Raw genomic sequence first — 14,694 nt, 5'->3', positions numbered from 1 at the left:
GTTGTTATTAGCATTTAGCGTGTGCGTTTCCTTCTTTTTAAATGTATGAAAAGTTGGTAAGCAACCATTCTAAGCTCAAGGAGGTGAGAACAATGGCTAACAATAACCGTAGTTCAAATAAGCTTCTAGTACCTGGCGTACACGAAGCTGTCAATCAAATGAAATATGAAATTGCACAAGAATTTGGCGTTCAGCTTGGGCCAGAAGCATCTTCTCGCGCAAATGGTTCCGTTGGAGGAGAAATTACAAAACGCCTTGTTGAAATCGCTGAGAAACGTTCAAAAGGTTTATTATAATTAAATAAAAACTAATAAGAAAAGAACGAATCCCATTTGAAGAAGTGGAATTCGTTCTTTCGTGATGTATAGGATTAAGCCGTTTGCAAACCCTTGCCTGTTCCCTGAAGTGTCAGCATGACGATAAAGGAAATGCAATACAATGCTGCTAAGTAAATCATAACGACTGTCATATCGTAACTTTGTAAAATATAGCCGACAAAGATTGGTGAAAATCCTCCTATTGCTCGACCAAAGTTAAAAATAGTATTTGTTGCTGTACTGCGAATTTGGACTGGATAGAAGCTACTAATTAATGCACCATACCCTGCAAACATTCCGTTAGAGAAAAATCCTACAACTGCACCGCCTAATAATATGGCTACTGCACCTGTTGCAAAGGAATAAAGGAATACTGCACAGGCTGAGGCTAATAAAAAGATACCGAATGTACGCTTTGCACCAAAACGATCCATAAATCTACCAAATGTCAGCATTCCAATAATCATGCCGACAGCGGTACTAATTGTCCACAAGGCTGAGCTGGAAACTGATAATCCTTGCGATTTTTGTAGCATAGATGGTAGCCAAATCATGAGGCCATTATAGCCTGCGATTTGAACAGTAGCCATTAAAATCAGCGAAAGAGTCGTCATCGTGATTCGTGGTGAAGCAAATAATTGGGCCAGTTTCCCTTTCTCTTGCTTATTGTTTTGTTTATTCTGTGACGCCACCCATTCTGGTGATTCATCAAGATTTTTACGTACGATAAAGGCAAAAATGACTGGTAATAAACCGACGAAGAATAAAGCTCTCCATCCTAAAGTTGGTAAAATGATGGCACTTAGTAATGCCGCTAAGATCACCCCATACTGTGCCCCTACACTTACATACGAAGAAGCTCTTCCTTGTTTATTCTTCGGCCAAGCCTCCGCCACAAGTGCCATACCAATACCATATTCCCCACCAGCTCCTAAGCCAGCGATAAATCTATAAACATAAACTTGCTCAATACTTGTTGCTACGCCTGTTAAGGCTGTTCCGATGGCAAATAATATGACGGTATACGTAAACACTTTTACGCGACCATATTTGTCGGCCAACACACCAAAAATAATACCACCCATCAGCATTCCAATATTCGTGATGGATGAAATCAATCCACCAGTTGCAAGATCAATATTAAATTCTGCAATAATCATTGTCATAGCAAAAGAAATAAACATAATGTCCATTCCCTCTAGCGTTAACCCTGCCACTGAAGCGACCACGGTTTTTTTACGATAATCCATTCTTTGTAGCCTCCAATTTTCTAGTTGTCGATCTCTTTTAGTGAATGGATTATAGCTGTCTTGTCCATTCTCTTTTGAAGCCTCACGGGACTTCCTTTAAAAGAGGAGTATGGAACAATAATAAAAGCCCTTCCGTCACAGAGGACAAAAGGGCATGACAAAGCAAAGATATTAGCTTAAAAATATCACATAGCCCTTTTCAGCCTCTCTGGACCGTATTAAAGGATTTATATATCGTTCATTTATACCGTTCTACATTCTATAAGATTACGAATGAAAAAGCAATGGTTGAATAGTGGAAATTAGCCTGATACTTCAATAAAGTTTTGGGCAAATTGATAAATCAAATGAGCTGGTACAGCTAAGTTCAGATTCTGACCATCATCAAAGCCTGCTGTTATCAAACCGACCAATCGTCCATGCATATCCAATAAAGCACCACCAGAACTGCCATTGGAAATAGCAGCCGTAAATTGAATCATAGACATTTTTCGAAGATCTCGAAAGCCTGAAACAATTCCATCAGAAACCGAATTAAATAATCCTAAGGGACTGCCAATCGCCACAATTTTTTGTCCGCGAACTAATTGATCATCTATTTTAACAGGCAAAGGTAGACTTGTTCTGTCTACCTTCAAAATAGCCAAATCATGCATGTCATGATATTTCACAAATTGATGGGTAATATACTCGTTTGGATCATTTTCATATAGCACTGAATAATAGTTCCCACCACCTACAACATGCAAGTTCGTCAAAATATAGCCATCGCGATGGAGAACAACTCCAGAACCAAAACATAACACCTTACCATCTGCACCAAATGTCTTTATCATCACAACAGACGTCGCTAAAGAAGCCAACTGTTCATAACTACACTCTTCTGTAGTAACCATACTAGTACTATGAACTGGGAGAATCGTCGGTTGTTGTGGTGGTATGCTTTTCATCGAGAGCATTTTAGGGATTATGAATTCTTTTTCATAGCAATTACGACAACTCTGCAAAGTAGATGATGCTGCTATGATAGGATACAAATTAGTGATATCCCCTTTAGGGTTCATATAACATATATCGCAGCCAAGTGTCGATAAAAAATATAAGAATAATGATTCATGCTGCGTAATGTCTCCTATAAAAACAATTTTAAAGGATGCTTGATTTTCCTTAGAAAAAATTTGTGGTAAATAATAATCCATCCAATATAAAAATTTAACTGCAAAGTTTTTTAGTAACGTGTCATTAGCATGCGGCTGATGTTCTTTAAAAAGATGGAGAATTTTTTTAAAGCTAAGCTTTTTTGTCCATTCAAGTTGATCATTCGGTAATTTACCGCATAAAGATGTCTCATACAGTAATTGCATGCTATCAGCAGCAGCCTGCCAATCTCCCCAAAGCTCCGACAGTCTATCTGCATCTTTCTTATTATTGATGACCTCAAGCCTATGTAGTCGTAAATAAAATACGCTTTGCTTTGTGAAATACTCATCCATTTTTAAAATATCTTCTTTATAAAGATCTACAGAATCAGGTATACCAATATAACGTAGAAAGACCACTTCCTTCGTAAGGGCATTATTGTGAGGATTGATCTGCATAAACTCCTGAAAAGGATTAGCTAACTTTTTATACTTAATTTTTAACGGTCTCGTTGTCACAACCATCTTCATACAACTCCTATAAACACGTCATTACATATAATGGTACTATATACAATACAATTCTCTGATTTCTCTCTAAATCCTCTATTCCTAACGAACAAAAAAGCCCAACTCTATAAAGAACTGGACGTTTTCTTCACCTTTCTCAAATAAAAATAGACAGAAATACTTATCAGAAGTAATAGCTAATGCAAATGGCAAAACAGCTATACGAAGAGCTGCTTGAAAAAGAAATCATACCAGAAGAAAATGAAAAGGAATTAGCATTGAAAGTCCTCGCTCAAATGATCGAAAATTTGAGGACTCATTGGACATTCGTTACGAGCTATCTGGAGACAACATAAAAAATAGAGAAATCCGAATTCGGATTTCTCATTAATTGAAGCTAGTTATACCCCAGCCTCTCAAATGGTTTGCTTACTTAAATACTTGCGCTGCGGCAACAGCCTTTTTCCAGCCTGCATAAATATTGTCACGATACTCGTCACTCATATTTGGTGTAAATTGACGATCTAAATTCCAATACTTACCGATCTCCTCTGTTGAATGCCAATAGCCAACTGCTAAGCCTGCTAAATAGGCAGCACCTAAAGCTGTTGTTTCATTGATAACTGGGCGATCAACAGGGACATTTAATAAATCTGCTTGGAATTGCATTAAGAAATTATTTGCCACAGCTCCGCCATCTACACGCAATTTTGCTAACGGAATATTAGCATCTGCTTCCATCGCTGCTAATACATCCTTTGTTTGATAAGCTAATGATTCTAGTGTCGCACGTACAAAATGTTCCTTCGATGTCCCACGTGTTAAGCCAAAGACAGCTCCTCGCACATCAGAATCCCAATACGGTGTGCCTAAGCCAACAAATGCTGGGACAACATAAACTCCATCTGTTGACTCCACACGCGTCGCATATTGCTCTGATTCACTCGCATTACGGAACATACGCAAACCATCACGTAGCCATTGAATCGCTGAGCCTGCTACAAAAATACTGCCCTCTAAAGCATACGTTACTTTCCCATCTAGGCCCCAGGCTAATGTTGTCAATAAGCCATTATTTGACTTCACTGCCTTTTCGCCTGTGTTCATTAACATAAAGCAGCCTGTGCCATATGTGTTCTTGACCATTCCTTCTTCAAAACATGCCTGACCGAATAATGCTGCTTGTTGGTCACCAGCAGCACCCGCAATTGGGACAGCAGAGCCAAAGAATAAAGCCTCCTCTGTATAGCCATAAATTTCAGAAGAAGGACGTACTTCTGGCAGCATAGAGGCAGGAACAGTTAAAATTTCTAAAAGTTCTTCATCCCACTGTAACTCATGGATATTATACATCAATGTACGAGAAGCATTTGAATAATCTGTTACATGTACTTTCCCACCCGATAACTTCCAAATTAGCCATGTATCAATTGTACCGAATAGCAACTCTCCTGCCTCAGCTTTTTCACGTGCTCCCTCAACATGATCTAAAATCCACTTCACTTTTGTGCCAGAGAAGTAAGCATCGATTAATAAGCCTGTTTTATCACGGAATAAATCATTGTAACCGCTTTCCTTTAGTTGCTCACAAATATCATTCGTTTGACGTGATTGCCAAACAATTGCGTTATAAACAGGTTTACCAGTATGTTTATCCCACACTACGGTTGTTTCGCGTTGGTTTGTAATCCCAATCCCTGCAATTTGGCTTGAATCCACTCCTTTTTCTGATAACACGGTTGCAATACAAGATAGGATAGATGACCAAATTTCCTCTGCATGATGCTCTACCCAGCCTGCTTGTGGAAAATGTTGTTGGAATTCTTGTTGGGCAGTGTGTACAATTTTACCCTTTTCATCAAATAGAATAGCTCTTGAACTTGTTGTGCCTTGGTCTAACGCTAAAATATATTTTTTTTCTGACATAGAAATCCCTCCAAATAAATTAGTCTTCAACTTGAACATTCTTGACAGTTAATTGTGCCCCTATGAAAATAGTAACAACAATCACTGCAACAATCCAAAATGCTATACTATTTTTCCCTTCAAATATTTGTTGGAAAAACAATGCACCAAATGTACCACCAATAATTGGACCTACAACTGGTATCCATGCATATCCCCAACCAGAATCACCTTTTCCTGAAATCGGCAAAATAAAATGGGCAATACGTGGACCCAAATCGCGGGCAGGGTTAATCGCATAGCCTGTTGGGCCACCTAAAGCCATCCCAATCACAATAATTAACAGACCAACTAAAAATGGATTTAAACCATCTGTAATCGTATTTGTATCTAACGCTAAAATGCCTAATACTAAAATAAATGTTCCTATCATTTCAGATAGTAGATTTGATAAAGGATGCTTAATAGCTGGCATTGTGGAAAATGGCGCTAATTTTGTATCTGCATCTGCTGTTGCCTGCCAATGTGGTAAATACATAAAGTAAACAAGCGTTGCTCCTAAAAATGCACCAATCATTTGTGCTGCAATATATGCTGGTACATCTCCCCATGGGAAATTGCCAATCGTGGCAAGAGCAATGGTTAGTGCAGGATTTAGATGAGCACCGCTAATTCCCCCTACTGCATAGGCTGCCATTGCAACAGCAAGTCCCCATGCAAAGGTAATAACAATCCATCCACCACCAAAGCCTTTCGATTTGTTTAGCACAGTACCAGCTACAACGCCGCCACCAAATAAAATAAGAATCATTGTGCCGACCAGCTCAGCTGTGAACGTAGACATAGTGAAGTCCCCCTTTGTGATAATAGCCCACGGAAAACAAAAAGGAACCCACATTTAATCAAACTACATTAAAACATGTAGATGAACAAATGTGGGTTCCTTTTCCTAACCACGCGCTTATGAACTTAAGTTCATTTTAGAGAAAAAAACATACAGAGTCAACTATTTATTGAAATTTTCCCATAATTTCTTATTAGATGTTGTAACGGCGATAGCGCCTCCAGTTAACGCTTCTTCAATATTGTCCACTGTACGCACTAAGCCACCTGTAATAACAGGGATTTGTGTCCGCTCATAGATTTCTTGAATCATAGACGGAATAATGCCTGGTAATAGCTCAATATAATCAGGCTGTGCTGTTTCAATCATCGAATAACTTTTTTCAAGAGCAATCGTATCAATCAAAAACACACGTTGAATAGCCATAATTCCACGAGCTTTGGCTTTCATTAGCATATTGGAACGAGTTGAAATAATACCAGCGGGACGAACATCATTACATAAAAAGTCCGCTGCAAAATTATCCGTTTTTAAGCCATGAATTAAATCAGCATGAATAATTAATTTTTTTCCATGCCGATGTGCCTCACGCTTTAAAGACATCAATAAGCTAATATGCACCTCCAAGAGGACAATATAAGTGAATGGACTTGCTATTATTTCGTCAAACTGCTTAACAGTACGCGCTGCAGGAATTACCTGTTGATTATCAAAATGCATACCATTCTCTCCTTCCCTTATAATACAGGGTAAATGCTCACCTTATATTATGAGAGTAACTACCTCATTATAGCGCAGTTGTCGCTCGTTTTATTTCTTTCTTAACATCTTCTTCATATTGTGTACGTTGCTGTGCTGTCCAGTTGAGTTGCTTAGCCATTTCATCTAAAATAGCCTCTTTATATTGTTTAACAATGGCCATTTGGAAGAACATATATCCTGTACGACGAACCATAAAGTCATTCGGATGAACGACCATTTCATGATGAATACCATACATTAATTGTGCATACAGCCATGATGGTAAAACTGGATGTCCTTCCTTAACATAGTTAAAGACAATATCTACATTGCTACCATAATGCTGTGTTAAAAATTTAGCCTCTTCTTCGGATAAGCCTAATTTTTTGCCTAATCTTGTATGGTCATGTAAGAAGGCATATAATTTCTTTGAACCGCCAATATCACCACCAGAAATTGGTATTTTCTTTGTTGTACATGGAGAAGATTGAATGCCAAATTGTTGCTCTAGTTCCTGTGCAATCGTATTTAATACCGTTTCAGCCATTTTACGGTAGCCTGTTAATTTCCCACCTGCAATTGTTACAAGTCCTGATGGTGATACCCACACTTCATCCTTACGAGAAATTTCAGACGGATTTTTTCCGTCCTCATGAATCAACGGACGCACACCTGCCCAGCTTGATTCAATATCCGCATCTGTCACCTTTACATTTGGGAACATATAACGAATCGCGTTCATTATATAATCACGATCCTCTTGATAAATATCCATATTACGAGCATCACCCTCATAAAATGTATCTGTTGTTCCTACATAGGTCTTACCTTGACGAGGAATGGCAAATACCATGCGACCATCAGGTGTATCAAAATAAACAGCTTGTTTTAATGGGAACTTTGATTCATCAAAAACAATATGCACACCTTTTGATAAAATTAAATGCTTCCCTGCCTGCTTCCCTTCAATTGTGCGCACATCATCCACCCATGGACCAGCAGCATTAACCACTGCCTTTGCACGAATATCAATTGTACGGTCTGTTATTAAATCCTTTGCTACAATGCCATTGATTTTTCGCTGTTCATTATATAAGAAGTTTTCGGCTTTCATATAATTAATTAATGTTGCACCTTTTTCAATCGCTGCCTTCGCTACCTCAATCGTTAAACGAGCATCATCCGTACGGTATTCCACATACATACCACCGCCAAGCAATCCCTTTGTTTTCACTAATGGCTCCTTCTCAATGGTTTCAACTGCATTTAACATATAACGACGCTCAGCACGTCTGACTCCTGCTAAAAAGTCATAGACACGCAAGCCAAGATTTGTAGAGTATTTTCCAAATGTCCCGCCCTTATGAAAAGGTAACAGCATCCAAACAGGTGTTGTCACATGTGGACCATTTTCATAAACAATGGCACGTTCCTTTCCTAACTCTGCTACCTCTTTTATTTCAAATTGCTTTAAATAGCGTAAACCGCCATGTACTAATTTTGTCGAACGGCTAGAGGTACCTGCTGCAAAATCCTGCATTTCCACTAATGCTACAGAAAGACCGCGAGCAATAGCATCTAGTGCAATACCACATCCTGTAATGCCCCCACCAATTACTAATAAATCATACTCCCTACCTTGTAGTTCCTCCATTGTTTGTTGTCGTTGTATCGCAGAAGCTGTACTCATACTTTATTTCCTCCCTCATCATTTTAAAGATAAAAAAAGACCATCAAAAGCATATGTACGCTAGGTACATACGTTTTCAATGGTCTCTCAGTTACTCAAACCTGCTATTAACTTACTTTTTATTGTAATATGCACATTCGAAAAAGGCAAGTTTATGTTTTAGCAGTATACTGTTATGTGAAGAAATATGCGCTACGAAAGTAGCTACACATGCCTAAACAAAAACGTTTTTTAGCAAAAGATGATAGCCTCTACTGTTCATTTGAAACTTAATAAACATTTGATCGTAAATATATTAAAAAATTGTAACGGTTAAAAAGGATTGAGAATTTATGAAGGATTGGTGGCAAAGAAGAAAAGGCAAGAAGTACCACAGCGGTTATACATTTTTAGATTTCATTTTTGATGTACTCGTTTGGATACCTGAACTCATTCTCTTGCCTTTTAGAGTCCTTTTCTGGTTACTTAGAGGCATAGGGAGATTGATTGGTGATGTATTTGATTTTGTCTAAAAAATGCTGTTTGCTTATAAAGGTTAAAATTAATAGGAAGATTCATTTGTAGCCTTTATACCAGAAAAAAAGCAAGAGTAAGGAGTGGATATTGCTTACTCCTGCCCTTGCTTTTTATGAATTATGCTCCATTCTTACCAGCTAACAGGTCACTCCATATTATTTGCTTCAAAGTTATCTAGCAATGCACGCACTTCATCTGTTGATTTCGTGTTCATCAATTGGCTTCTTAATTCACCAGCTCCACGGAATCCTTTGACATAAATTTTGAAAAAGCGGTGAAGCCCTGTGATGGAACGTGGTAGTACTTCCGCATATTGATCTTGCAGATCGAGCTGCAGTCTTAAAAGATCAAGATACTCTTTACTGCTATGCTCTTTTGGCTCTTTTTCAAAAGCAAACGGATTTTTAAAAATACCTCGCCCAATCATCACGCCATCAATACCATATTGTTCAGCTAGCTGCAGTCCCGTTTGACGGTCAGGAATATCTCCATTGATTGTTAGTAGCGTATTTGGTGCAATACGGTCACGTAACTTTTTGATTTCCGGAATAAGCTCCCAATGCGCATCTACTAAGCTCATTTCCTTTCTTGTTCGTAGATGAATCGAAAGGTTCGCTATATCTTGTTGTAAAATATGTGTTAGCCACTCCTCCCACTCATTTATCTCCTTATAGCCAAGACGGGTTTTCACACTGACAGGCAATCCACCCGCTTTTGCTGCTTGAATCAATTCTGCCGCGACATCTGGACGGAGAATAAGGCCACTCCCTTTTCCTCTTGATGCCACATTCGGTACAGGGCAACCCATATTAATATCAATGCCTTTAAAACCTAGCTCTGCCATACCAATACTCATTTGACGGAAATAGTCGGGATTATCCCCCCAAATATGTGCCACCATTGGCTGCTCATCTTCTGTAAAAGTCAAACGGCCTCGTACACTTTTCTGTCCCTCTGGATGACAATAGCTATCCGAATTTGTAAACTCTGTAAAAAATACATCCGGCCGACCCGCTTCATTTACTACATGTCGAAAAACAACATCTGTCACATCTTCCATTGGTGCCAGCACAAAAAATGGTCGTGGTAAATCACGCCAAAAATTATCTATCATGTTAAACCCAAATCCTCTCACTATGAATAAAACTCTATACTTTCAGTGCAAAATATAAAGCTCAATTTTACATTTATATCATGCCCAATAACTTTTTGAAAATCAGTCACGTTTATTATATCGAAAATCGTTCTTAAATGGTAATTGTCTAAATAGAAAGCAGATAGTATAGATTTCTCTACACCATCTGCTTTTCTACTCTACTAACGTTAGCCAAGCAACCGCTTCACAATGCGTCGAATGCGGGAACATGTCTACTGGCTGAATTTCCTGTGTTTGATAGCCGCCATCCTCCAAAATACGAAGGTCGCGTGCTAGTGTAGCTGGGTTACAGGAGACATAGACCACTCGCTTTGGTTGTTGCTCTAAAATGGTTTTTAAAAGTGCTTCATCACAGCCCTTACGTGGTGGATCAACTACCAGTACGTCTGCTTCCTTTCCTTCCTTATACCATCTCGGTATAACTTCCTCTGCTGGGCCAGCCTCAAAATAAGTATTGGTAAAACCATTGAGTACTGCGTTGCGTTTAGCATCTTCTATCGCTTGTGGGACAATTTCAACCCCCATGACTGCCTTTGCCCTTTGTGCAAGGAACAAGGAGATTGTTCCAATTCCACAATAAGCATCAATCACTCGTTCATCCCCTTGCAAGTTAGCATAATCAAGTGCTTGTTTATAGAGGACCTCTGTTTGCTCTGGGTTGACTTGATAGAAGGAACGAGCTGAAATCTCAAAACGTACATCGCCAATTGTATCAATAATGATGTCCTTGCCCCAAAGATTGATGGTATCATCACCAAAAATCACATTGGTTTTTTCATTATTCACATTTTGCATAATCGACGTAACGTTCGGAACTAATCTTTGAATCACTGCAACGGCTGCCTCTTTTTGTGGAAACTTTTTCTTTTTTGTTACAAGGACAACCATGACCTCACCTGTTGCTCGTGCTTTACGAATGACAACGTGTCGCAGCATTCCTTCGTGTGTATGCTCATTGTAAGGGCGAATTCCTATCGCCGTTAATTCCTTTTTCAAGCCTGCAAGAATGGCGTCCGCTTCTCCTGTTTGAATTAAGCAACGATCCATATCTACAATGCTATGCGTTTTTGTTTTATAAAAACCTGCAATCGCTTGTCCTTCTTCATTTACAGAGAAGGGGATTTGCGCTTTATTACGGTAATGCCAAGGCTCTTCCATTCCTTTTACAGGAAGAACAGGTGCATTAATTTTACCAATGCGCTGCATCACATTGCGCACCATATTTTCTTTCCACTTTAACTGCCCCTCATAGGATAAATGCTGTAATTGACAGCCGCCACATTGCTTGAAATAATCACAGGGTGCTGCTACTCGATCTGAAGATGGCTTAATAATATCTACAACTTTTGCAAAGCCATAATTTTTTAAGGTTTTCATCACATGGATTTCGGCTGTTTCGTTCGGAAGTGCGCCTTGTATAAATAGTGGGTAGCCATCAACCTTTGCGACGCCATTGCCATCATGTGTTAAATCTTCTATATAAACTGAAAGTCGATCATTTTTTTTCACGGGTGCTGACATTCGTACATCCTCCATTTCAATCTCCTTATTGTAGCATGTGTTGGCGAATGAAAAAAGAACAAGACTTGCCCGTTATATTGTTCTCCTCACTAACTTGAAAAAAGAGCCGCTATTCGCGACTCTTTTCTTGCTCTTTTGTAATATGATAATCCCTTGGTGCCCACCAAAATGCACACAAGATCCCAAGAATGACGACAATAAAAGGTGCATAAAAAATTAAGAAACTTTGCATACCTTGATTTCCTCCTATGCGTGATTGTCTTCTTTTCCTGTCACATAGTTTTTATTGAACAAGAATAGTTTCATCAATAAATAGAGTGAAGGAAGAAGAAGGCACAGCCCTAAAATAAATGCGATGACTAAAGCAACCGCCATTTGTGTGCTTGTAAAACTATCATAAATTGTTAAATACGGATACAGTAAGTATGGATATTGTGCTATCCCATATGCAAAGAAGGCTACAGCAAATTGAGCAATAAGAAGCCCAACTGCAAGTCCGTACTTTTTACGCATGGCAATGAGCATCACTGTAATAATAAATAAGACAGCTGAAATCGCAAACATCCACCATAAATTCACCATGTGACTATAACTTTCTGGGTTAATGGATTTCATTTCATACATAATGCCCAGTGCACTAATCATTAACGGTGCTGCCCAAACAAGTGCATATTTTCGCATCAGTTTAGTCGCTTCTACGTCATTTGCTTTATGAGCATACCACGTTAAAAATACGGCTGAAATATACAGCACAGCAGCGATGCTCAGTACCACAATGCTCCAAGCAAATGGACTTGTATATAAAGTCCAGTAGTTTAGCACAGGTTGCCCATCAATCAGATCAACATAGCCTCCACCAGCAATGGCAAAAACAACAGATAAGGAAGCGGGAATTAATAAACCTGCCACACCGTATGTCAGCGTATACCCTATATGTCCTCGCGTGCCATACGATTCAAAGGCATAGTAGGAGCCACGAATTGCTAACAGTACAAGCGAAATACTGACTGGCACAAGTAAAATCGTTCCGTAATAAAAAGCAGTTTGTGGGAAAAATCCAACGATCCCTACGAAGAAGAATACTAAAAAGACATTGGTTACTTCCCAGACAGGCGATAAATAACGTTTAATAATATTTGTTAAAATATGATTTTTACCAATTAGTAGGCTATAAGCGTTGAAGAAGCCTGCACCAAAATCAATGGATGCGACAATGACATAGCCAAATAGAAAAATCCATAATACGGAAATACCTAATACCTCTAACGTCATAGGATGTCACCGCCTTTTTCAGAGTGGCGATCTTCAATTTCACGCTCAATTGGATTCTTTTTAAACATTCGCACCAAGACGACAATACTTCCTACCGCTAATACTGCATATACACCTGCAAACAACAACAGCATTAAATCCACATGATCACTCGTTGTGGCTCCTTCTGGTGTTCGCATCAAACCATAAAGAATCCATGGTTGACGTCCAACCTCTGCAAGCCACCAGCCTGCTTCAATGGCAATGATAGAGAGTGGGCCACCCGCCACAATGATCCATCGATACCACCGTGAATGTATAAACTGCCAGCCCCGTGCTTTCCCTACAACATAAAGTAATGAAACTAGCACCATAAACATACCAATGGACACCATAATATCAAAGAGATAATGAATATAGAGTGGTGGTAAATCCTCCTCCGCAAATTGATCTAAGCCAATTACCTCTGCGTTAGGATTAAAATGTGCAAGAATGCTCAAAGCATACGGAATTTTAATAGCGTATTTTACTTCTTCTCCATCTAATACACCAAATAATACAAGCGATGCTTTACCCTCTGTTTCAAAATGCCATTCTGCAGCGGCTAGTTTTTCGGGTTGATATTCAGCTAAGTATTTTCCTGAAAAATCTCCAATTACAGCAGCAGCTATGGAGAAAATTAAGCCAATTTTCATAAGTAAAAGCAAGGATTTTTTATGGTATACATGCTTAGAGCCTTTTAACATTCTGTATCCCGCAATAGCTGCTAGTACAAATGCTGATGTCATATACGCTGTCACAAGTACATGCGCTACCTTTGTCGGCATGGCCGGGTTAAACATCGCTAAAAAAGGTTGAATATTGACAAGTTCTCCGTTTACAATATCAAATCCTTGTGGTGCATTCATAAAAGCATTAACAATTGTAATGAAGACCGCTGACATCGACGCTCCAACAGCGACAGGAATTAATAGTAGCATATGTTTTTTCTGACTATCAAAGCGGTCCCATGTATATAAATAGATCCCTAAAAATATAGCTTCAAAGAAAAATGCAAACGTTTCCATAAACAATGGTAATGCAATCGTTTGACCAGCAAGTTGCATAAAGTTAGGCCACAATAATGAAAGCTGTAAGCCAATGGCAGTTCCTGTTACAACACCTACGGCCACAGTAATAACAAAACCACGCGCCCAACGTCTCGCCATTAAGATATAATGCTCATCATTCTTTTTATACCCAGTCCATTGAGCAATCATAATCATCAACGGGACACCTACACCAATCGTTGCATAAATAATATGGAACGATAATGTTAACTCCGTTAATGCTCGACTCCAAAAGACTGCTGATTCATTAATCATCTCATTGCCCCCCTAACTTCCAAATATTCTTCCAAGAATGGAAAGTAGCATAATAATTGCAACACCAAAACTTATCCATATAAGTTTCTTTTCTTGTGACTTATACAAAGGCAACACTTCCTTTCCCTTATCCATACCCCCATTTTCCACTATTACAACGAATAAAACCTTAATAACGGACCGAAATTTCAGGCTATTATTAAGGTTTCAAATTTTGTTCAACTAATATACGCACATTTGCCAAACATTTTTCTAAATTCATTCACAATCTAAGTTCTAAAGATAAAATTGTATAATTTAGTCCATTCCAATTTAATAAAGGAAGCAATCGGATTAAGTAGGTTTTCAGAGATTCTTATGTGGCACAGTTCTGGTTTTCGGCTTCTATTGGGAAGGTTAACTTTGGGAGTGTGGGGGGGTAGATATTTTTGGGAGTGGTGAAGCTTTTCTCTTTAGGGGACTTCCTAATATGCAGATCCCTTACTTTTAT

General features: G+C 38.8%; 14 protein-coding genes. 3 read left to right on the top strand and 11 right to left on the bottom strand.

Features of this window, described 5'->3' with window-relative positions; all coding sequences use genetic code 11:
* Positions 1 to 92: 92 nt before the first annotated feature.
* Entirely contained in the window at positions 93 to 296 is a 204-nt protein-coding gene (locus MHI34_RS10540; protein ID WP_004225662.1) for an alpha/beta-type small acid-soluble spore protein, read from the top strand.
* Between the two features lie 74 nt (positions 297 to 370).
* Here the strand turns inward: MHI34_RS10540 and MHI34_RS10535 are convergent, their stop codons facing one another.
* Both MHI34_RS10535 and MHI34_RS10530 read right to left on the bottom strand, forming a co-directional pair.
* Complete coding sequence (locus MHI34_RS10535; protein ID WP_141905453.1) at positions 371 to 1,567, bottom strand: MFS transporter; 1,197 nt, start codon at positions 1,565 to 1,567, stop codon at positions 371 to 373.
* Between the two features lie 302 nt (positions 1,568 to 1,869).
* The gene (locus MHI34_RS10530) at positions 1,870 to 3,231 is read right to left on the bottom strand and encodes a trypsin-like peptidase domain-containing protein (protein WP_342504410.1); all 1,362 of its coding nucleotides are present in this window, start codon (positions 3,229 to 3,231) and stop codon (positions 1,870 to 1,872) included.
* Positions 3,232 to 3,416: 185 nt separating this feature from the next.
* Between MHI34_RS10530 and MHI34_RS10525 the strand changes: the two genes are divergently transcribed.
* Complete coding sequence (locus tag MHI34_RS10525; RefSeq protein WP_157492969.1) at positions 3,417 to 3,572, top strand: hypothetical protein; 156 nt, start codon at positions 3,417 to 3,419, stop codon at positions 3,570 to 3,572.
* A 73-nt stretch (positions 3,573 to 3,645) separates the two neighbouring features.
* Here MHI34_RS10525 and glpK read toward each other — a convergent pair whose 3' ends face one another.
* The 4 genes from glpK to MHI34_RS10505 all read right to left on the bottom strand — a co-directional run bounded on the left by glpK (position 3,646) and on the right by MHI34_RS10505 (position 8,396).
* Complete coding sequence (gene glpK / locus MHI34_RS10520) at positions 3,646 to 5,142, bottom strand: glycerol kinase GlpK (protein ID WP_342504409.1); 1,497 nt, start codon at positions 5,140 to 5,142, stop codon at positions 3,646 to 3,648.
* A 19-nt stretch (positions 5,143 to 5,161) separates the two neighbouring features.
* Positions 5,162 to 5,965, bottom strand: a complete 804-nt coding sequence (locus tag MHI34_RS10515) for an MIP/aquaporin family protein (protein WP_342504408.1) — start codon at positions 5,963 to 5,965, stop codon at positions 5,162 to 5,164.
* A 162-nt stretch (positions 5,966 to 6,127) separates the two neighbouring features.
* On the bottom strand, positions 6,128 to 6,685 hold the full coding sequence (locus tag MHI34_RS10510; RefSeq protein WP_036123424.1) for a glycerol-3-phosphate responsive antiterminator: 558 nt from the start codon (positions 6,683 to 6,685) through the stop codon (positions 6,128 to 6,130).
* A gap of 67 nt (positions 6,686 to 6,752) precedes the next feature.
* Complete coding sequence (locus tag MHI34_RS10505) at positions 6,753 to 8,396, bottom strand: glycerol-3-phosphate dehydrogenase/oxidase (RefSeq protein ID WP_342504407.1); 1,644 nt, start codon at positions 8,394 to 8,396, stop codon at positions 6,753 to 6,755.
* A gap of 332 nt (positions 8,397 to 8,728) precedes the next feature.
* On the opposite strand from MHI34_RS10505, the gene MHI34_RS10500 reads away from it, so the two are divergent.
* Positions 8,729 to 8,908 carry a hypothetical protein gene (locus tag MHI34_RS10500; protein ID WP_036123441.1) on the top strand — a complete coding sequence of 60 codons (180 nt, stop codon included), beginning with the start codon at positions 8,729 to 8,731 and terminating at the stop codon, positions 8,906 to 8,908.
* A 149-nt stretch (positions 8,909 to 9,057) separates the two neighbouring features.
* Here the strand turns inward: MHI34_RS10500 and MHI34_RS10495 are convergent, their stop codons facing one another.
* From MHI34_RS10495 to MHI34_RS10475, 5 genes are all read right to left on the bottom strand, one after another.
* On the bottom strand, positions 9,058 to 10,026 hold the full coding sequence (locus tag MHI34_RS10495) for a tRNA-dihydrouridine synthase (protein ID WP_101966914.1): 969 nt from the start codon (positions 10,024 to 10,026) through the stop codon (positions 9,058 to 9,060).
* 195 nt (positions 10,027 to 10,221) lie between these two features.
* The gene (rlmD, locus tag MHI34_RS10490; protein ID WP_342504463.1) at positions 10,222 to 11,589 is read right to left on the bottom strand and encodes a 23S rRNA (uracil(1939)-C(5))-methyltransferase RlmD; all 1,368 of its coding nucleotides are present in this window, start codon (positions 11,587 to 11,589) and stop codon (positions 10,222 to 10,224) included.
* A gap of 109 nt (positions 11,590 to 11,698) precedes the next feature.
* The gene (locus MHI34_RS10485) at positions 11,699 to 11,821 is read right to left on the bottom strand and encodes a hypothetical protein (RefSeq protein WP_004225690.1); all 123 of its coding nucleotides are present in this window, start codon (positions 11,819 to 11,821) and stop codon (positions 11,699 to 11,701) included.
* A 14-nt stretch (positions 11,822 to 11,835) separates the two neighbouring features.
* Positions 11,836 to 12,861: a cytochrome d ubiquinol oxidase subunit II gene (locus tag MHI34_RS10480; RefSeq protein WP_036123446.1), complete on the bottom strand. Its 1,026-nt coding sequence runs from the start codon at positions 12,859 to 12,861 to the stop codon at positions 11,836 to 11,838.
* Positions 12,858 to 14,204 carry a cytochrome ubiquinol oxidase subunit I gene (locus tag MHI34_RS10475; protein ID WP_271911024.1) on the bottom strand — a complete coding sequence of 449 codons (1,347 nt, stop codon included), beginning with the start codon at positions 14,202 to 14,204 and terminating at the stop codon, positions 12,858 to 12,860. The genes MHI34_RS10480 and MHI34_RS10475 overlap by 4 nt, the downstream gene beginning before the upstream one ends.
* Between the last annotated feature and the right edge of the window lie 490 nt (positions 14,205 to 14,694).

This window comes from Lysinibacillus sp. FSL L8-0126 (assembly GCF_038630385.1).
In the GTDB taxonomy this organism is placed as follows: Bacteria; Bacillota; Bacilli; order Bacillales_A; family Planococcaceae; genus Lysinibacillus; species Lysinibacillus fusiformis_D.
The sequence above is the reverse complement of the archived record's forward strand: the minus strand, read 5'-3'. Positions and strand labels throughout refer to the sequence as shown.